This is a genomic window from Pseudomonas sp. PDM22 (assembly GCF_014851965.1).
In the GTDB taxonomy this organism is placed as follows: Bacteria; Pseudomonadota; Gammaproteobacteria; order Pseudomonadales; family Pseudomonadaceae; genus Pseudomonas.
Map to the genome: position 1 here is coordinate 979,274 of NZ_JACVAR010000001.1, position 18,507 is coordinate 997,780.

14 protein-coding genes are annotated in these 18,507 nt (G+C 66.5%); 8 read left to right on the forward strand and 6 right to left on the reverse strand.

What is annotated here, in order from left to right:
* Window positions 1-40 precede the first annotated feature (40 nt).
* Both pta and IB255_RS04770 read left to right on the forward strand, forming a co-directional pair.
* Window positions 41-2,167 carry a phosphate acetyltransferase gene (gene pta, locus IB255_RS04765; protein ID WP_081516268.1) on the forward strand — a complete coding sequence of 709 codons (2,127 nt, stop codon included), beginning with the start codon at window positions 41-43 and terminating at the stop codon, window positions 2,165-2,167.
* Between the two features lie 81 nt (window positions 2,168-2,248).
* A complete protein-coding gene (locus tag IB255_RS04770; protein WP_081516269.1) occupies window positions 2,249-3,157 on the forward strand; it encodes an acyltransferase in 909 nt (302 codons plus the stop codon).
* A gap of 65 nt (window positions 3,158-3,222) precedes the next feature.
* Here the strand turns inward: IB255_RS04770 and IB255_RS04775 are convergent, their stop codons facing one another.
* Both IB255_RS04775 and IB255_RS04780 read right to left on the reverse strand, forming a co-directional pair.
* Entirely contained in the window at window positions 3,223-3,936 is a 714-nt protein-coding gene (locus IB255_RS04775; protein WP_081516270.1) for an OmpA family protein, read from the reverse strand.
* 85 nt (window positions 3,937-4,021) lie between these two features.
* On the reverse strand, window positions 4,022-4,663 hold the full coding sequence (locus IB255_RS04780; RefSeq protein WP_081516271.1) for an MBL fold metallo-hydrolase: 642 nt from the start codon (window positions 4,661-4,663) through the stop codon (window positions 4,022-4,024).
* A 119-nt stretch (window positions 4,664-4,782) separates the two neighbouring features.
* Here IB255_RS04780 and IB255_RS04785 point away from each other — a divergent pair, with 119 nt between their 5' ends.
* From IB255_RS04785 to IB255_RS04800, 4 genes are all read left to right on the forward strand, one after another.
* Window positions 4,783-5,595: a LuxR C-terminal-related transcriptional regulator gene (locus IB255_RS04785; RefSeq protein ID WP_138216057.1), complete on the forward strand. Its 813-nt coding sequence runs from the start codon at window positions 4,783-4,785 to the stop codon at window positions 5,593-5,595.
* Between the two features lie 183 nt (window positions 5,596-5,778).
* Window positions 5,779-6,909 (forward strand): class II histone deacetylase, encoded by a 1,131-nt coding sequence (locus tag IB255_RS04790; RefSeq protein WP_081516273.1) that lies wholly within the window; start codon window positions 5,779-5,781, stop codon window positions 6,907-6,909.
* Window positions 6,906-8,084, forward strand: a complete 1,179-nt coding sequence (locus IB255_RS04795; RefSeq protein WP_081516274.1) for an MFS transporter — start codon at window positions 6,906-6,908, stop codon at window positions 8,082-8,084. The genes IB255_RS04790 and IB255_RS04795 overlap by 4 nt, the downstream gene beginning before the upstream one ends.
* A 109-nt stretch (window positions 8,085-8,193) precedes the next feature.
* Window positions 8,194-9,516, forward strand: coding sequence for an alginate export family protein (locus tag IB255_RS04800; RefSeq protein WP_081516275.1), 1,323 nt, complete (start codon window positions 8,194-8,196; stop codon window positions 9,514-9,516).
* Window positions 9,517-9,576: 60 nt separating this feature from the next.
* Here the strand turns inward: IB255_RS04800 and IB255_RS04805 are convergent, their stop codons facing one another.
* Window positions 9,577-10,593 carry an AraC family transcriptional regulator gene (locus tag IB255_RS04805; protein WP_081516276.1) on the reverse strand — a complete coding sequence of 339 codons (1,017 nt, stop codon included), beginning with the start codon at window positions 10,591-10,593 and terminating at the stop codon, window positions 9,577-9,579.
* A gap of 121 nt (window positions 10,594-10,714) precedes the next feature.
* Between IB255_RS04805 and IB255_RS04810 the strand changes: the two genes are divergently transcribed.
* Complete coding sequence (locus tag IB255_RS04810; RefSeq protein ID WP_081516440.1) at window positions 10,715-11,554, forward strand: metal-dependent hydrolase; 840 nt, start codon at window positions 10,715-10,717, stop codon at window positions 11,552-11,554.
* A 290-nt stretch (window positions 11,555-11,844) separates the two neighbouring features.
* On the opposite strand, the gene IB255_RS04815 is transcribed toward IB255_RS04810, so the two are convergent.
* Entirely contained in the window at window positions 11,845-12,783 is a 939-nt protein-coding gene (locus IB255_RS04815) for an alpha/beta fold hydrolase (RefSeq protein WP_081516277.1), read from the reverse strand.
* A gap of 163 nt (window positions 12,784-12,946) precedes the next feature.
* Between IB255_RS04815 and IB255_RS04820 the strand changes: the two genes are divergently transcribed.
* Window positions 12,947-13,819 (forward strand): hypothetical protein, encoded by an 873-nt coding sequence (locus IB255_RS04820; RefSeq protein WP_081516278.1) that lies wholly within the window; start codon window positions 12,947-12,949, stop codon window positions 13,817-13,819.
* A 278-nt stretch (window positions 13,820-14,097) separates the two neighbouring features.
* Here the strand turns inward: IB255_RS04820 and IB255_RS04825 are convergent, their stop codons facing one another.
* Both IB255_RS04825 and IB255_RS04830 read right to left on the reverse strand, forming a co-directional pair.
* The gene (locus tag IB255_RS04825; RefSeq protein ID WP_151188244.1) at window positions 14,098-16,824 is read right to left on the reverse strand and encodes a LuxR C-terminal-related transcriptional regulator; all 2,727 of its coding nucleotides are present in this window, start codon (window positions 16,822-16,824) and stop codon (window positions 14,098-14,100) included.
* Between the two features lie 232 nt (window positions 16,825-17,056).
* Window positions 17,057-18,424: a DUF1329 domain-containing protein gene (locus IB255_RS04830; RefSeq protein WP_151188245.1), complete on the reverse strand. Its 1,368-nt coding sequence runs from the start codon at window positions 18,422-18,424 to the stop codon at window positions 17,057-17,059.
* Window positions 18,425-18,507: the final 83 nt, after the last annotated feature.

Sequence of the window (18,507 nt, forward strand, 5' to 3'; positions counted from 1 at the left end):
CAAGGGCAACTCCCACCCCCGCACGGCTTAAGGAGCCCGGATGCACACCTTCTTCCTCGCGCCGACCGGTTTCGGTGTCGGCCTGACGTCTACCAGCCTGGGCCTGATCCGCGCCCTGCAACGCGCCGGCCTGAAAGTCGGCTTCTTCAAGCCCATCGCCCAGCCCCATGCCGGGGACGACGGCCCGGAGCGCTCCAGCGAACTGGTCGCGCGCACCCACGGGCTCAACGCGCCTACCCCGCTGTCGCTGTCCAAGGTCGAGCGCATGCTCGGCGACGGCCTGCTCGACGAACTGCTCGAGGACATCGTCGGGATGTACAACCGCGCCGCCGTGGACAAGGACGTGATGATCGTCGAGGGCATGGTGCCGACCAAGCACGCCAGCTACGCCGCGCGTATCAACGGCCATCTGGCGCGCAGCGTGGACGCCGAGGTGATCCTCGTCTCCGCGCCGGACAACGAGACGGTGAGCGAGCTGTCCGACCGCATCGAAATCCTTGCCCAGCTGTTCGGCGGCCCGCGCGACCCGCACCTGGCCGGCCTGATCGTGAACAAGGTGCGCGGTGGCGAAAGCGACGACCTGCCGCGTGACGCCGAAGAAGCCGCAAGGCTGTTCGGCGAACGCCTGAAGGAACACTCCCCGCTGCTGCGCGACGGCGATGTGCGCCTGCTCGGCTGCATCCCCTGGCAGGACGAGATGAACGCCCCGCGCACCCGCGACGTGGCCGACCTGCTGGACGCCAGCGTGCTCAACGCCGGCGACTACGAACAACGCCGCGTGCAGAAGATCATCCTCTGCGCGCCCTCGGCGCCCAACACCGTGCACCTGCTCAAACCCGGCGTGCTGGTGGTGGTGCCGGGCGACCGCGACGACATCATCCTCGCCGCCTGCCTGGCCGCCATGAACGGCGTGCCGCTGGCTGGCCTGCTGCTGTGCTCGGGCCTGATGCCGGACGCGCGGATCATGGAGCTGTGCCGCAGCGCGCTGCAGAGCGGCCTGCCGGTGCTGACGGTGAAGACCGGCTCCTTCGACACCGCCGGCGACCTGTCGCGGATGAACAAGGAAATCCCGGTGGACGACCGCGAGCGCGCCGAGCGCGTCACCGAGTTCGTCGCCGAACACATCGACTTCGAGTGGCTCAAGGACCGCTGCGGCTCCCCCCATGAGCTGCGCCTGTCGCCGCCGGTATTCCGCTACCAGCTGACCCAGCGCGCCAACCGCGCCGACAAGCGCATCGTCCTGCCCGAAGGCAGCGAGCCGCGCACCGTGCAGGCCGCCGCCATCTGCCACGCCCGCGGCATCGCCCGCTGCGTGCTGCTGGCCAAGCCCGACGACGTGCAGGCCGTGGCGCAGATGCTGGGCATCGTGCTGCCCGAGGACCTGGAAGTGGTCGACCCGGACCTGGTGCGCAGCCGCTACGTCGAACCCATGGTCGAGCTGCGCAAGGGCAAGAGCCTGAACGCGCCGATGGCCGAGCAGCAGCTGGAAGACAACGTGGTGCTGGGCACCATGATGCTCGCCCTGGACGAAGTGGACGGGCTGGTTTCCGGCGCCATCCACACCACCGCCAACACCATCCGCCCGGCCCTGCAGCTGATCAAGACGGCGCCCGGCTACAACCTGGTGTCCTCGGTGTTCTTCATGCTGCTGCCCGACCAGGTGGTGGTCTATGGCGACTGCGCGGTGAATCCCGATCCTTCGGCCAGTGACCTGGCGGAGATCGCCCTGCAGAGTGCCGCCTCGGCGCAGGCCTTCGGCATCACCCCGCGGGTGGCGATGATCAGCTACTCCACAGGCGACTCCGGAACCGGCGCAGATGTCGAGAAAGTCCGCGAAGCTACGCGCATCGCGCAGGAAAAACGCCCCGATCTGTTGATTGACGGCCCCTTGCAGTATGATGCCGCCGCCATCGCCAGCGTGGGCCGCCAGAAGGCGCCCGACAGCCCGGTGGCCGGACGCGCCAACGTGTATGTGTTCCCCGACCTGAACACCGGGAACACCACCTACAAGGCGGTCCAGCGCAGTGCCGACTGCGTCAGCATCGGGCCGATGCTGCAGGGCTTGCGCAAACCGGTGAACGACCTGTCGCGCGGGGCGCTGGTGGACGACATCGTCTATACCATCGCGCTGACGGCGATCCAGGCGGACAGCGGCAAGGACGGCTGAAACCCAAGGCACGAGGGATGTGCCCAAGAACGCATCACGCGCCCGGCCGACCGGGCGCCTACGTACAAGGACCATTCCTCGATGTTGAGTTTCCTCCCGCACACCCTGCGCGGCATCCTCGCCACCCTGATCCTGGTGACGAGCACGCTGTGCTGGTGCATTCCGCTGCTGGGCATGTCGATCATCAAGCTGCTGCTGCCCTTCAAGGCCGCCCAGCTGGCGCTCAGCAAGATCATGAGCGTGATCGCCGAAAGCTGGATCACCTGCAACAAGGGCTGGATGAACCTGGTCCGCAACACCGGCTGGAACGTGCAGGGCCTGCAGGGGCTGCACTACGACCATTCCTACCTGGTCACCAGCAACCACCAGAGCTGGGTGGACATCCTCGTCCTGCAGTACCAGCTCAACCGCCGCATTCCGCTGCTGCGCTTCTTCCTCAAGCAGGAACTGATCTGGGTCCCGGTGATCGGCCTGTGCTGGTGGGCGCTCGATTTCCCCTTCATGAAGCGCTACACCAAGGCCTACCTCGCCAAGCACCCGGAAAAGAAAGGCAAGGACCTGGAAACCACCCGCAAGGCATGCGCCAAGTTCAGCCGCATTCCGGTGGCGATCTTCAACTTCCTCGAAGGCACCCGCTTCACCCCCGCCAAGCATGACGAGCAGAACTCGCAATTCCAGCACCTGCTCAAACCCAAGGCCGGCGGCATCGCCTTCGTCCTCGACGCCATGGGCGAGCAGCTGCGTACCCTGGTCAACGTAACCATCCATTACCCCGACGGCCGCCCGACCTTCTGGTGCCTGCTGTCCGGCCGCCTGCGCTCGGTGGTGGTGCGCTTCGAGGAGCTGGAAATCCCGCGTCAGTTCATCGGCAAGAGCTACGACCAGGACGAGGGCTACCGCGCCGAGTTCCAGCTGTGGGTGAACCAGCTGTGGGAACGCAAGGACCAGTTGCTGACCCAGCTGCACCGGGAATTCCCCGCCAAGGCCTGACCGCTTTTGCAGAACAGCAAGAACGAAAAAGCCCGCCAATCGGCGGGCTTTTTCATGGGCAGTGCTTACTGCTGGTACTGCTGGGTCTGCGCGTTGGGCAGGGCCTTCAGGTTCACTTCCACGCGACGGTTCTGCGCGCGGCCGTTGACGTCGGCGTTGGACGCGATCGGCTGGTCCGGGCCCATGCCACGGGTGCTGACGCGGGAAGCGTCGACGCCCTGGGAGGTCAGGTAGGCGGCCACGGACTGCGCACGGCGCTGGGACAGGTCCATGTTGTGCTGGCGGCTGCCGGTGCTGTCGGTGTAGCCGACGATCTCGACGCTGTTCTGGTTGAACTCCTTGAAGGAGTTGGCCAGGTTGTTCAGCGGGGTGTAGAAGGACGGCGCGATGTTCGCCGAATCGGTGGCGAAGGTGATGTTGCCCGGCATGATCAGCTTGATGTCGTCACCCTGGCGCTCGACCTGCACGCCGGTGCCCTGCATCTGCTGGCGCAGCTTGGCTTCCTGCTTGTCGGCGTAGTAGCCGTAGCCGGCGGCGGCGGCACCGATGGCGGCGGCGCCGATCATCGCGCCCTTGCCACGGTTGTCATGGTTGATCGCGGCACCGGCGACGGCACCGGCCAGCGCGCCCAGCGCACCGTATTTGGCAGTCTTGCTCATGCCGCCTTCGGCCGGCGGGGCCTGGGTGTTGGGGTCATAGGGGTTCTGGGAGGCGCAACCGGCCATGAGGGCAAAGGCGGTGGCAGCCGCAACCATGGACAGACTACGTGCGGTGAACATGTCGGATGACTCCTCGAAATAGCGAAACACCCATTAGCGGGCGGCAGGTTAGAGCTTAGGTCGTGCAAATAATTCCGTAGCAACCTTAAGCGCGGATGAAGGGATTCTCCCTCATCTCGTCGCCCAGGTTGGTATCCGGGCCGTGGCCGGTGACCACGGTCGCGTCTTCGTCCAGCGAGTACAGGCGGTCGCGGATCGAGCGCTCGATGGTGGCGTAGTCGCCGCCCCACAGGTCGGTGCGGCCGATGCTGCGACGGAACAGCGTGTCGCCGGCGATCAGCAGCTTGTCCCTGGGGAACCAGAAGCTCATCGAGCCCGGCGTATGACCCGGCGTGTGCAGCGCCACGCCGCAGCCGCAGGCCAGCTCCTCGTCATCGGCCAGCCACTGGTCCGGCGAAGGCACCGGAGTATAGGGGACGCCGAACATGCGGCATTGCATCTCCAAGTTATCCCAGAGGAACTGGTCGTCCTTGTGCAGGTGCAGGGTCGCGCCGGTCTTCTCCTTCATCTGCCCGGAAGCGAGGAAGTGGTCCAGGTGCGCGTGGGTGTGGATGATACTGACCACCTTCAGCCCCAGCGCGTCGAGACGCTGCAGGATGAGCTCGTGGTCGCCGCCCGGATCGACGACGATGGCCTTCTTCGTCAGCGGGTCGCCGATGATGGTGCAGTTGCATTGCAGGGGGCCGACGGGGAAGGTTTCGCGGATGAGGGTAGGCTGATCGGTCATCGGTTACTCCGGAGCGGTGAGCGGCCAGCGAAGCCGGCATGGCAGTCGGCGGCCGAATGGCACCCATATTGCAGCAACTCACCCGGAAAAGAACAAGATCGAATGCAGAGAGCACGCCGATGCAACTGAGCAACCTGCTGGCGACCCAGGCCAGTGCCGACTGGAACCAGAACCTGGCTCGGCTACTGGAGCACAAGGGCCACCCGGACTTCCCGGTGCTGCTGTCGCACAGCCTGCAACCGGTCCTGGCCCATGACAACGTGATCATCAAGGCGTACCGCGGCGACGGTTGCCCGCGCATTCTCTACGAGGATTACCCGGACCAGCTCCACGCCGAGTACATCGAGCGCTACCTCGACGGCATGTATCGCCTGGACCCGGTGTCGAACTCGATTCGCGAGGGCATGAGCAGCGGCATCCTGCGCATCAACCAGCGCACCAGCCAGTTGCACGGCAGCGATTACTACAAGCACTACTACCGCGAACTGCGCCTGGACGACGAGATCGACATTCTCTTCGACGATTGCGACGACACCGTGCTGGTGATGTCCATTGGCCGACGCCAGCGCCACCTCGCCAGCACCGCCGAACTGCGCGCCCTGCGCAACCTCTACCCGCTGTTGCGGTACCTGCTGGGCGGCTTCGCACAGAGCCGCGAAACCCTCGTCCAGCCGGAGGAGGAAGACAGCCTCGCGCGGGCCCTGGCGTCCTTCGCAGGTGGCCTGCTGACGCCGCGCGAGCAGGAAATCGCCCGGCTGATGCTGCAGGGCAACTCCAGCAAACTGATCGCCCGCCAGCTGAACATCAGCCAGGCCACCGTCAAGGTGCATCGGCGCAACCTCTATACGCGGCTCGGCGTGCGCTCCGAGCTGCAACTCTGCGACCTGTTCCTGCGCCACTCCGCCAACGGCCTGCTGCCCCTGCCGCGCTGATCCGCGCCTACCCACCCCGTATCGGCACTGTTCCCGCCGGGAACACGGCTGCCTGTTGCCCGCCGGGGCCCCTACCCCCACGGGTGTATTTACCCTCTTCCGGCCCCTTCCTACTCTCGCCGTGCCTTGCCCAGACCCTCTGCGCACGCTGCAACATCCCGAACAACAACAAGGATCAAGCCAATGACCACAGCATTCGTCTGGCACGAACACTACATGTGGCATGACACCGGCAACTACGCCGGTCTGTTCACTCCCGGCCTGGGGGTCCAGCCCGGCCTGCATTTCGAGAACGCCGAAACCAAGCGCCGGCTTAAGAACCTGCTGGACGTCAGCGGCCTCGGCGAACGCCTGCTGGCGGTCAAGCCGCTGGCGGCGACCGAGGAGCAACTGCTGCGGGTACACACCCCCGGCTACCTCGCGCACCTGCAGGAACTCAGCGCCGGGCGTGGCGGTGACGCCGGCGACAACACGCCCTTCGGCCACGGCAGCTATGACATCGCCCGGCTGTCCGCCGGCGGCGTGATCCAGGCGGTCAAGCACGTGCTGCGCGGCGACGCACGCAACGCCTATGCCCTGGTGCGGCCGCCGGGCCATCACGCCGAAGCGGACCGCGGCCGCGGCTTCTGCCTGCTGGCCAACGCCGCCCTGGCCGCCCATGTGGCGATGGCCGAACACGGTCTGGAACGCATCGCGGTGGTCGACTGGGACGTGCACCACGGCAACGGCTCGCAGAGCATTTTCTGGGAAGACCCGCGCGTGCTGACCATCTCCCTGCACCAGGAAGGCAACTATCCCCAGGACTCGGGCTTCGTCGACGAACAGGGCGCTGGCGCCGGCCGCGGCTTCAACCTCAACGTGCCGCTGCCGCCCGGCTGTGGCGAAGGCGCCTACCTGCATGCCTTCGACGAGATCGTGCTGCCGGCCCTGCGCGCCCATCGTCCGCAACTGATCCTGGTGCCCTGCGGCTTCGACGCCGGCGCCCACGACCCGCTCGGGCGGATGATGCTCCACGGCGATGCCTACCGCGCGCTGACCGCCAGGCTGATGGCGCTGGCCGACCAGCTCTGCGATGGCCGCCTGGTGCTGTGCCACGAAGGCGGCTACGAGCCCAACTCGGTGCCCTACTTCGGCCTGGCCGTGATCGAGACGCTCAGCGGCATCGCCACTGACATCCAGGACCCGCACCTGGAGGCGATGCGCGCCCTCTCCGGGCAGCCCCTGGCCGCGCACCAGCGGCAGTGGATCGCCAACCTGCGCGCCCGCTACGACAGCCCCTTGCTCCCGGCCAGCCGGCAAAAGGTGGAAGCATGAACACCCTGACCGCTCCCCTGGTGCTCAATCCGGTGCAGCAACGCCTGCGCCTGCTGGCGGTAGTGCTGTTCTCCGCCATCGGCCCGCTGGTGCTGCTCACCGCACCGGCGCTGGCCAGCCGCTACATCGCCGAACTGGGCCTGGACAACCGCCAGGTCGGCTTCCTGTTCAGCATGGAGCTGGGGGCCATGGCGATCTCCACCATTCCCACCTACTTCTGGATGCGCCGCTACAACTGGCGCCGGATCGCCGCGATCGCCGCTGCCGTGTTCCTTCTCGGCAACCTGCTCAGCGCCGTGCTGATGAGCACGGCGGCGCCGTCCTATCCCTTGCTGGTGGCGCTGCGCTTCCTCACCGCGTTCTCCGAGGCGGCGCTGGTGCTGGTGTGCCTGGGCACCGCCGGCACCTTGCCGAACGCGGCGCGGGCATTCGGCCTGTGGGTCACCGGCCAGCTGGTGCTGGCAGCCCTGAGCCTGCAGTTCATGCCGTGGCTGTTCAGCCATTGGCGCGTCGCCAGCTTCTTCCTGCTGATCGCCCTGTTCACCGCCGCCTGCCTGCCGTTGATCCGCTCCCTGCCTGCGGGCAGCGACAATCAGGCCGAAGCCCTGCCGCCCAGCCAGGCGCGCGCCGCGCTGGGGAAGATCGCCCTGGGCATGAGCGCGATCTTCCTGTTCTACCTCAGCCTCGCCGGCATCTGGACCTTCGTCGGCGAGCTGGCGCGGACCCAGGGCATCAGCGCCACGGACAGCTCCAGCGCCCTGGCCAGCGCCTCCCTGCTGGGCGTGGTCGGCGCTTCGCTGGCCAGCTGGATCGGCATCCGTGGCCGGCGTGAGTGGCTGCTCGCGCTGGGCTACCTGGCCATGGCGTCGAGCCTGATCGGCCTGCTGGGAGACGTCTCGCTGCTGCGCTACGTACTGGCGGCCTGCGCCTTCAAGTTCGCCTGGACCTTCGCCCTGCCGTTCCTCCTCGCGGCAATCAGCGACTACGACCGCCAGGGCGGCAAGCTGGTGGTGCTGGCCAACCTGGCGATCTGCGGCGGGCTCGCCGTGGGTCCTTCGCTGGCGGCCTGGCTGCTCGGCGAGACGGAGAACTTCAGCCTGCTGCTGCAGTTCTCCGCGGTCATCTGTGCGCTGTCCTTCCTGGCGATCCTGCCGCTGGCCCGCCGCCGCGCCTGACCCGCTCCACCGCAACCTCGCGCCTCCCTCCGGCGTGCTTTCGGGCACGCCGCGAGCGGTTGCGCCCTGAACTCCTGCCATCCCAATAACAACAGCGCAGAGCTCCCACATGAACAACCAGAACCTGGGTTCCTTATCCACGCTCCTGCTCGCCTCCCTGACGAGCCTCGCCCACGCCGACAGTCACTACGAGAACGGCGACCTGCAGGCGGACTTCAGCCTGAGCAGCGGCGCCACCTTCATCGACAGCCACAACGTCAACTTCGGCGCCGGCCAGCGCGACTATCGCAGCGGCGAGGTGAAGGGCGAGCGGGCCATCTGGCAGGAAGCCTTCCTCAAACCGGAAGCCAGCTTCCGCTACACCCTGGACCAGGACCTGCGCCTGGTCGGTGGCGCCTCGCTGGTCGCCGCGCATACCTTCGGCGACGGCGACGCCGGCGGTTACACGCGCAACTCGGACGGCAAGAGCTCACTGGAAGAACTCTATGCCGGCATCGAGCGCGGCCCCTGGCGGCTGACCCTGGGCAACCAGAACTTCCGCGTCGGCACGGGCTTCATCCTCGCCGACGGCAACCTCGACCTGCTCGGCGAAGGCGCGTACTGGTCCGGCCCACGCACCGCATTCCGCGATGGTGCCATCCTTGCCTATCGCGGCGGCGCACTGTCTGGCCAGGCGTTCAGCGTGCGCAACGACGACGACCTGGGCGGTGCCCGCTTCAGTGGTGCCAACCTCGACTATCCCTTCCTGCGCGGCCAGCTCGGCCTGATGGCGCTGAAGGTCAGCGACGTCGGTAGCCAGGCCAACCAGATAGCGCCGCGCAATGGCATGCAGGTGTACAACCTGCGCTGGCTGGACGGCGGCTTCGAAGCCCTGCCGGAGCTGTCGATCAGCGCGGAGTACGGCCTGCAGACCGGCGAGGGCGAACAGGTGAGCTTTTCCGGCCACGCCTGGTATGTGCGCCTGGACTACGGCTTCGCCGACCTGCCCCTGCAGCCGAAGCTGACCTACCGCTATGCGCTGTTCTCCGGTGACGACGACCCGAGTGACAACCGCCGCAAGAGCTGGGACCCGCTGAGCAAGGCCTACACCGAGCGTGGCTCCTGGGTGATCGGTGATGTGGTCGGCAACTACCTGCTCAACGACAGCAACGAGCGTGTGCACATGTGGCGACTGGCCGGGCAGGTCGCGCCCGGCCTGAGCGCGGGCACGGTCTACTACCAGTTCTCGCTGGATGAGGAAAACTACTACGGCCAGCCGGTCAGCGACCGGCGCTTCGCCGACGAGGCGGCGGTGTACCTGGACTGGGCGGCGAGCAGCCAGCTGTTCGCGACACTCTCGTACAACTGGGTGAAACCCAAGGCCGCCGCTCGCGAAGTGTTCGGCAACGACACCTTCGATGCCCTGCAACTGTACGTCGGCTATCGCTTCTGAAGCCGACGCCGCCCCAGTGATCAGCGCAGCTGCCGGGCGGCAGCTGCGCCGGTCCCGGGCTCAATCCTCGCGGTAGTCGGTGGGCAGCTTGCCGGTCCATTTGCGGAACGCCCGGCGGAAGTTCGACGGGTCGTTGAAGCCCAGCAGCAGCGCGATCTCGTAGAGCGGCAGGTGGGTCGTGGTGAGGTATTGCAGGGCCAGGCGCTTGCGCACGTCGTCGAGCACTTCCTGGTAGGTGGTGCCGAGGTTCGAGAGATGTCGGCGCAGGCTGCGCCCGCTGGTGTGCAGGTCGGCGGCCACGCTCTCCAGGTCGGGGAACTCGCCGGGGCGCGCCAGCAGCAGGCGGCGGATGCGGGTCAGCAGGCCTTCCTGCACATCCAGCGTGGCCAGCAGCGCCTCGCACTGCTGCTCGCACATCTGCACCGTGGCCGGGTTGGCCAGTGCCATGGGCCGCGCCAGGTACTCGCTGGGCAGGCCGATGAAGTGGAACGGCTGGTCGAACAATACCTCGCAGCCAAACACCTCGGCGTAGCGTTCGACGTAATCCGGCTCGGCATGGGCGAAGCCGACGCTGACACCCTGCAGGGGTTCGCCCACCAGGAAGCGGGCGATGGTGTGCAGGCTGGTCATCAGGCCTTCGGCGGCGAAGCGGCTGGTGGGGCCCAGGGGAATCGACTCGCTGGCGCGCAGGTAGGACACCCCGCCGTCTTCCACCATCTCCAGGTCATAGGCCAGGCCGAGCACGCGGTAGTACTTCAGGGCGAAGCCGATGGCGCGCCCGAGGTTGGCGCTGGACAGCACCGCGTAGCCGAGGATGCCATGGGTGGAGACGTTCAGCCGCTGCCCCAGCAACAGGCCGAAGGCCGGCTCGTTGCAGTGCACCAGGGCGGTGCTGGAGAGCTGATGGAAGTCGATGAAGGACAGTCGGCCGTTGGGGCTCTGCAGCACCTCGGGGCGCACGCGGGCCAGTTCGAACAGGCGCACACGCGGCACGCCCAGCTCTTCGGCGAGATCGAGAAGTGCCTGCGCATAGGCGACGGGCACCAGTTCGGCGGTGAAATTGAGCGGTTGTTTCATCGTTGTTCTTATGTTGACCGCTGGCCGGATATGACCGGAAAGTTGGCAGACAATAACCTTGTGACGCTTTCCCTACAAGCCCAGAGTAATGACCATGGACAACCACAACAATGGAGCCGCCATGGCCAGCACCACCCCCGCAGGACTGGAGATCAAGCCCCGGCACATGGACTTCGATCTGCCCGATCCGCTGCCGCGTCACTGGCACAGTGGAGACGCCTTCAAGTCCCATCTGTTCGACGCCATGTCGGTGCTGTTCCCCGACGGCGAGCGCTTCTTCATCGACTCGGTGCGGCAGTTCCGCGACCAGATCAGCGACCCGGTGCTCAAGGAACAGATCCGTGGTTTCATCGGTCAGGAAGGCCACCACAGCCGTGAGCACCTGACCTACAGCCAGCGCCTGCGCGACCAGGGCTACGACATCACCGCCATCGAGAAGCGCGCCCAGGCGCGCATCCGCTTCACCCAGAAGAAATTCCCGGCCAAGCGCCAGCTGGCCGCGACCGCTGCGCTGGAGCACATTACCGCGATCATGGCCAACGGGCTGCTGACCGACCCGCGCACCATGGAAGGCGCCGACCCGGTGATGCAGCGCCTGTGGCGCTGGCACGCGCTGGAGGAAACCGAGCACAAGGCGGTGGCCTTCGACGTCTACAACCAGGTCTGCGGCAGCCGCAAGCTGCTGCGCCGGGCGATGCGCATGGCGACCTTCTTCTTCGTGCTGGATACCTTCCGCGGGCTGGTGCACATGCTCAAGGTCGACGGCCTGCTGTGGAACTGGCGCGTCTGGCGCGACGGCATCAAGTGGACCTGGGGGAAGCACGGCGTGTTCCGCCCACTGCTGCGCGAGTACATGGACTTCTTCAAGTCCGACTTCCACCCCTGGCAGCACAACAACCTCGATGTGCTCTACGAGGTACGCAAGGAGTACGACGCGCAGCCGATGGCACACGCTGGCTGACTCGCCCTGCGCTTCGAACACCGCCCCGCTCTGTCGGGGCGGCTTCGTTTCCGTCCCATTGCAGACCGTAGGGCGGATAACGCTGGCGCATCATTCGCCCTACGAACTGCAGGAGCGCGCCAAGCAATCGGGAGCATCCGGGTAGGATGGGTGGAGCGCAGCGATACCCATGCTGTCCGCGCGAGGGAATCGGCGGATATCGCTACGCTCCACACCATCCTGCGAAGATCGATCCGGCAGAACAAAAAAGCCCGGCACTTGGCCGGGCTTTCTCACCGAGCGATCAGCCATCAGGCATGCAGGAAGCGCAACGCATCCGCCGCCGACTCCTCGGGGATTTCTTCCATCGGAATATGCCCCACGCCCGGATAGACCTTCACCTCGATGCCCGGCACGTCACGCTGCCACATCGGCACATGGCGCGGCGAAATCCAGCGGTCGCGCTCGCCCCACATCAGCATCGTCGGCACCTTCAGCGCGGCGACGCGGTTGGGCGTGGTGGGCAGTTCCTCGCGGTTGGCTTTCACCAGCACGCGGAAGATGTCGATCATCGCGCGGCGGTTGCCCGGCCGGCGGCTGATGTCGTAGTAGCGGTCAATCACGCCCGGCTTGATCTTGCGCGCATCGCCGTAGACTTCCTTGATGCCCTGGGCCACCAGGGCACGCGGCATCCACATCGGCATCATGATCCCGGCGCCGGGCAGCACCGCGCTGGCGATCATCAGCGGCACCTTCTGCATGTAGTAGCCGGCCGGGTCGATGAGGATCAGCCGCTCGACGCGGTGGGCGTTGGCCAGTGCGTAGTTCCAGGCGATGTAGCCGCCCAGGGAGTTGCCGGCGATGGACACGTGCTTGAGGTCCAGGCGGTCGAGGAACAGGCCGAACACCTTCACCAGGCGCTCGCCGTCGTACTCGCGGTCCTGGCCGCCGCCGGTGAGGCCGAAGCCGGGCACGTCGAGGCGGATGATGCGGAAGTGCTCGGAAAGCTCGGCAACCCAGCCATCCCAGGTGTGCAGCGAGGCCATCACGCCGTGGACCATCACCAGCACCGGCTTGTCCGGGCTGCCTTCATCGCGGTAGTGGATATCGAAACCGTCGACGTGGATGAACTTCGAACCGGATTCGGGCGAAGCGTAGCGTGCCTTCAGCGCGGCCAGTGGCAGGGGGCCGAAACCATAGCGGGCCAGGCCCTCGGCCAGCGGCGGTTGCACAGACAATGTGGCGGTCATGGACGAGTGACTCCCGTGCTTGTTGTTCTAAAGGCTGAATCACACCACAGCGCCCGCGCCGCCGCGCCCAACCTAGGTAGTGTGATGGCCTGCCACGGGATGACGCAGGCCGCGCGCCCCGCTAACCTAGCCCGACCCGCCCTCGCGCAAGGAAAGCCCGTTCGTGCCGATCTTCACTCGCCGTTCGCTGTGGCCGCTGGCCGTGCTGTTGCTGCTCCTGTGCCGCCCTGCCCTGTCCGCCGACCTGTATTACCTGGGCCAGAAGATTCCCGACATCCAGCGCAACTGGACCAGCGCCGACTACCAGGTGCTGATCGACGCGCTGAAGAAGATCGACGAGACCCAGGTCAACGGCCTGCCCCGGCGCAGCGGCGAGTTCACCGGGCCGATCTACCAGCGCATGGTCAGCGAGGAGAACTTCCGCCCGCAGCTGAACATCTACGCCCCGCTGGAGCTGCGGCAGAACGAGGCGCGCGAGGTGCTGTTCAAGCTCAAGGAGCTGATGCGTCTGTACTTCAACTTCCGCGCCGCCAAGCAGCCCTATGGCGCCGAGGCGCTGGGCCTGATGAGCTACTCGCTGCGCGAACAGGCGATCCTGTTCAACCTGACGGTGGAATTCTGGATGACCCTGGCGCAGAGCGAGCAGCGCAACCCGGTGCGTCTGCAAGGCATGCAGGAAGCCAAGGCCGCCGCCTCGATGCTGACCAGCAGCGCGCTGGACTACCTCGGCCTCACCGCGCAGTTCGACCGCCAGGACCTGGTGCTCTACAGCGCCGAGCTGGCCAAGCAGTTGCCCGAACTCTTCATCCACCTGCCGCCTGAAGTGCGCGTGCAACTGCTGATGCGCGTGGATGAACTGTCGCAGAAGCACGCCTACCCGGAAGTGCGCGAGAACATGCGCGACCTGCTGCCGGTGCTGCAAGCGATCCAGGCTGACGTGCAGAAACAGCTGGCCGCCCCGGCCAAGGGGCAGCCTGTGCCCAAGGGGCTGGACCTGAGCGCGCCGCCGGAGGCGGAGAAGAAGAAGGGGATGTGAGTGGGGATAAGTTCCTTGCTGCATCCTGGCATCGCTGGCCCTCACCCTAACCCTCTCCCAAAGGGAGAGGGGACTGATCGGCACAGGATGAAACCATAGCGTCAGCCGGCACACACGGCTCCCTCTCCCTCTGGGAGAGGGCTGGGGTGAGGGCAAGCCCACGCAGAGGAATCGCCCTGGGACCGGGCGCATAACCCGGAACGGGTTATCCGCCGATTGCCTCGCGGCGGATAACGCTGGCGCGTTATCCGCCCTACGATCTTCGGAGCGGGGTCCCCCTAGCGCAACAACCCCAGCTCCTTCGCCCGCGCCACCGCCTGGGTGCGGCGTTCGACGCCGAGCTTGTCGTTGATGTGGCGGGCGTGGCTCTTCACGGTGTGCAGGGAGATGAACAGCCGCTCGCTGATTTCCTGGTTCGAGCAGCCCTGGGCGATCAGTTCCAACACCGCCAGCTCGCGCCCGCTCAGGCAATCGTTGAGCACCGCACCGCGCTCCGGCGGGGCCGGCAGGCGCTCACGCAGGGCGTCGATGGCCGGCGATGATGCCCGCACGGCCAACTGCTCGCGCAACCATTGCGGATGCTGCAGCAGCACTTCATGCAACGGGATCAGCAGGCCGACCGCCAGACCGTTCAGGCACTCGCCCAGCTCGAAGGAAGCTTCGCGATCGCGACCGTCCTGCAGCAGCAGGGCGACCAGCTGGCCCTGGGCGAAGCGCGCCTGCAACTGCGCGCCGCCTTGCAGGGCGCCGCTGGCCACGGCGCGCAGCCGCACCTCGGCATCGGTCATGCGGCCTTCGCGGCGTTCCAGCTGGGCTTGCAGCATCTCCACATTGCGCGGCAGCTGCGGCGAGCATTCCGGCGGAGTGGCCGGTTCATCGCCGGTATAAGTGTCACGCAGACGCTCCAGCCACGCAGTGGCCAGTTCGACCTGGCCCTGGCCGAGCCAGAGTTCGCACTTGATCAGGGTAATCGCTGACAGGTAATAGACCGGCGGGACGTCCCACACATGCATCATCCGCTCGACCTCGGCGAGGTGGGCGAAGGCGCGGGTGTAATTGCCCAGCCGCCCTTCCAGGCTGGCCAGCACGCAGAAGCCGATCACCAGGCTGATGTCGCGGCAGGCGCGGGCTTCCTCGATGCCGGCCTTGAGGCATTTGCGCGCCTCGTCCGGCTGCAGCGCCAGGCTGCGCAGGTAGCCCTGGTAAAGCATCAAGCGGCCACGCACCGCATAGCGTCGCTGGGAGGACAGGCCGGACAGCCGCGCCAGCCCCTGGCGCACTTCTTCCTCGGCGCGCAAAACCTCGCCGCGTGCCTGCAGAACGCGGGCCCGGTCGTAATGCACCATGGCTTCGAACAGCGGATTGCCGAAGCGCTGCGCCAGTTCCAGCGCTTCCCGGTTGAGCCCGCGGGCGCGCCACAGGTCGTCGCGCACGATGGCCAGGTTGCTCAGGGTCGACAGGCACAGCAGGCGCGGACCGAAGCGCTCCGGGCCGAGGCCGTGCATGGCCTCCTCGCAGTGCCGCTCGGCCGCTTCGATCTCGCCGCGGCCACGGGCGATCACGCCCGCCAGCGCCTGCCATTGCGCGAGCAGGTCGCGCTGGGCGGTGGCATCGGCGGCGGGCAGGAAACGCGACAGCTGCGCCGCCAGTTCTTCGGCTGCATCCAGCTGGCAGGCCAGCGCCAGCGCCCAGCTGTACAGCACGATCAGGCGCGGCGTGCTGGCCAGCAGGCTGTCAGGCAGGTCCATCTTCCAGCGCAGCAGCGTGGCGACGTTCTGCTCGGCCAGCAGTTGTTCCTCGGACAGGCTCTGTACCAGGCTCGCCGCGACCTCCGGGTGGCCGGCGCGCAGGGCCTGCTCCACCGCGTCGTCGAACAGCCCCTGGGCGCTGAACCAGCGACAGGCGCGCAGGTGCAGCGCCGCTGCCGAAGGCCCGGAGCCGGGCAGCGGGCGCGCCAGCAGCAGGTCGGAAAACAGGTGGTGATAACGGAACCACTGGCCCTGCTCGTCCAGCGGCACGAGGAACACCTGGTGCTGCTGCAGGTGGCGCAGGATCGAGGCGCTGTCGTGGGCGTCGCGCAACGCGTCGCACAGTTCGGCGGAGAAGCGTTCGAAGCGCGCGGTCTGGGCCAGGAACATCTGGACCTCCGGCGACTGCTTGTCGATCACCTCTTCCAGCAGGTAGTCGCGGATCAGCTCTTCGGCGCCATGCACCGACAGATCGGGCACATTGGCCGCCAGCTCGTCGCCGTGGGCCAGCAACCACAGGCGCAGCCCGGCGATCCAGCCTTCGCTGCGCTCGACCAGGTTATCGAGGGCGTTGTCGTCGAGTTGCGCGCCGTTGGCGCTGACCAGTTGCGCGGTTTCCTCGACGGTCAGGCGCAGGTCCTGTTCGGTGAACTCCAGCAGCTGCCGCGACAGGCGCAGGCGCGCCAGGTGCCAGTCCGGGCGCTGGCGACTGGTGACCAGCACGACCAGGCCGGCGGGCTGGTGATTGAGCAGGAATTGCAGACAACGGTCGAGCACCGCGCCCTGGGCCAGGTGGTAGTCGTCGAGCACCAGCAGCAGCGGGCGGTCCACCGACAGGCTGTCCACCAGCTCATCGAGCAGGTCGTCAAGCCAGGCTTCGAAGGCGAACGGCTGGTGGCGCTGGCGCATCTTCAGCAGGGCCAGGGCTTCCTCGCCGAGGGTGGGAAAATGCAGGCGCAGGCCTTCGAGCAGGCGTTCGAGGAAACGTCCGGGGTCGCTGTCCCTGGCACTGAGCCCCAGCCACAGGCTGCGCCAGTGATCTTCCAGCGTCTGACAGAATTCGATGGCCAGCGAGCTCTTGCCGAACCCGGCCGGGGCGGATACCAGTATCAGCCGTCCCTGCAGCCCCGCGGCCATGCGCTGGCACAGCCGCGAACGGGCGACGTGGCCATGCGGCAGCGGCGGTCGGAAGAAGCGGCTGCCGGCCGTACTGGGGGGAACATCGGTCAGACTTGGCAGAGTCGAGAAGTCGGTCATCGGCCTGGCTCTTGCTCTAGCTCTTATAGCGGTCAACGAAGGTCACACTGCCGTCCGAGCCTAGCCGCTCGCGGTCGGGAATAGAAGTCGATTTTGTTACCTTTGCTCACAACATGACCAGAAGGCGTCCTACATTCAGGCTTCCATTCATCTGACAGATGATCTCCCATAAAAAAACCGGCCCGAAGGCCGGTCTTTTCTCACCGCGGAACCACCCGTGGGGATCGGGGGATCAGCGCACGCCTTCCTGGCGAAGCGCTGCCGGGGTGAAGTCGCTTTCCGAAGCGCTGTAGTTGAAGTCGTAGGCGGATTTCTCCTCGTTCTTCAGACCCAGCACCAGGTAGCGGCCGGACAGCAGGTCATACAGGGTTTCCGCGGTGTACCACGGTACCTGGTAGTTGTAGTAGTACTGGTTGAACGCCTCGGCGACGCGCCACAGGGTGCCACGACCGTCGTAGTGGTCGATCTCCACGGCCTGCCAGGTGTCCTCGTCGATGAAGAAGTCACGCTTGGCGTAGATGTGACGCTCGCCCGGCTTCAGGGTGGCGGTCACGTGCCACACGCGGTGCAGCTCGTAGCGGGCCAGGTCCTGGTTCAGGTGGCCGGGCTTGATGATGTCCGAATACTTCAGCTTCGGATCATCCATCTTGTAGTTGTTGTACGGGATGTACAGCTCCTGCTTGCCCACCAGTTTCCAGTCGTAGCGGTCCGGCGCACCGTTGTACATGTCCAGGTTGTCGGAGGTACGCAGGCCGTCGGCGGCGGTACCCGGGCCGTCGTAGGAAACCTGCGGAGCGCGGCGAACGCGGCGCTGGCCGGCGTTGTAGAGCCACGCCAGGCGCGGTTCCTTCACCTGGTCGAGGGTCTCGTGCACCAGCAGCACGTTACCGGCCAGACGCGCCGGAGCGGTTACACGCTGCTTGAAGTAGAAGAGCACGTTGCTCGGCTTGCTGGCGTCGTAGTCCTTCAGGTCGGTACGGAAGACGAACTCGTCCTGGAAGTACACCAGCGAGTAGGAGCCGTTGACCTGCGGGGTCGCCTGGGTCACCAGACGGCGCACGTGGCCGCCGCGGTAGCGGGTGATGTGGTTCCAGATGACTTCCAGGCCGTCCTTCGGAATCGGGAAGGGGTTGGCCACCTGGAAGTTCTCCAGGCCGTTGCCGCCCTGCAGCAGCTTGGTCGTGGTGGCGTTCTTCCTGGTCGCTTCCAGCACGTTGTCCGGCACGGTGGCGGTACGGTGCGTGGTGTAGACCGGCATCTTGTAGGTGTCGGGGTAGCGCTTGAACATGGCCTGCTGGCCAGGGGTCAGCTTGTCCTTGTACTGGTCCATGTTCTGCGCGGTGATGGTGAACAGCGGCTTCTCGCTGGCGAACGGATCGCTGAGGAAGCCCTTGCTGTCAGCGGTGCCGGCGTTCTTCGCCAGGCCACCGGTCCATGCCGGAATGCTGCCGTCGGCGTTGCCGGCCTTTTCCGCGCCCATGGGAGTCAGGGTGGAGCCCAGCTTCGCCGCTTCATCGGCAGAGACGGCCGCCATCACCTGGGAGGCGATGAGGCTGAGCGCCAGGGCGCCCGTGTGCAGCAGGATCTTTGTTGTTCTCATTCGTTTATCGTCCTCGTTGAGTCTTTGCCCACCGCGCTGGCCGCCCTTGCCGGATGCTTTCGCCAAGACGGGGCACGGTTTTG

Coding starts and splice junctions, on each gene's coding strand:
- pta (WP_081516268.1), top strand. CDS start 41: ATGCACACCTTCTTCCTCGCGCCGACCGGTTTCGGTGTCGGCCTGACG.
- IB255_RS04770 (WP_081516269.1), top strand. CDS start 2,249: ATGTTGAGTTTCCTCCCGCACACCCTGCGCGGCATCCTCGCCACCCTG.
- IB255_RS04775 (WP_081516270.1), bottom strand. CDS start 3,936: ATGTTCACCGCACGTAGTCTGTCCATGGTTGCGGCTGCCACCGCCTTT.
- IB255_RS04780 (WP_081516271.1), bottom strand. CDS start 4,663: ATGACCGATCAGCCTACCCTCATCCGCGAAACCTTCCCCGTCGGCCCC.
- IB255_RS04785 (WP_138216057.1), top strand. CDS start 4,783: ATGCAACTGAGCAACCTGCTGGCGACCCAGGCCAGTGCCGACTGGAAC.
- IB255_RS04790 (WP_081516273.1), top strand. CDS start 5,779: ATGACCACAGCATTCGTCTGGCACGAACACTACATGTGGCATGACACC.
- IB255_RS04795 (WP_081516274.1), top strand. CDS start 6,906: ATGAACACCCTGACCGCTCCCCTGGTGCTCAATCCGGTGCAGCAACGC.
- IB255_RS04800 (WP_081516275.1), top strand. CDS start 8,194: ATGAACAACCAGAACCTGGGTTCCTTATCCACGCTCCTGCTCGCCTCC.
- IB255_RS04805 (WP_081516276.1), bottom strand. CDS start 10,593: ATGAAACAACCGCTCAATTTCACCGCCGAACTGGTGCCCGTCGCCTAT.
- IB255_RS04810 (WP_081516440.1), top strand. CDS start 10,715: ATGGCCAGCACCACCCCCGCAGGACTGGAGATCAAGCCCCGGCACATG.
- IB255_RS04815 (WP_081516277.1), bottom strand. CDS start 12,783: ATGACCGCCACATTGTCTGTGCAACCGCCGCTGGCCGAGGGCCTGGCC.
- IB255_RS04825 (WP_151188244.1), bottom strand. CDS start 16,824: ATGACCGACTTCTCGACTCTGCCAAGTCTGACCGATGTTCCCCCCAGT.
- IB255_RS04830 (WP_151188245.1), bottom strand. CDS start 18,424: ATGAGAACAACAAAGATCCTGCTGCACACGGGCGCCCTGGCGCTCAGC.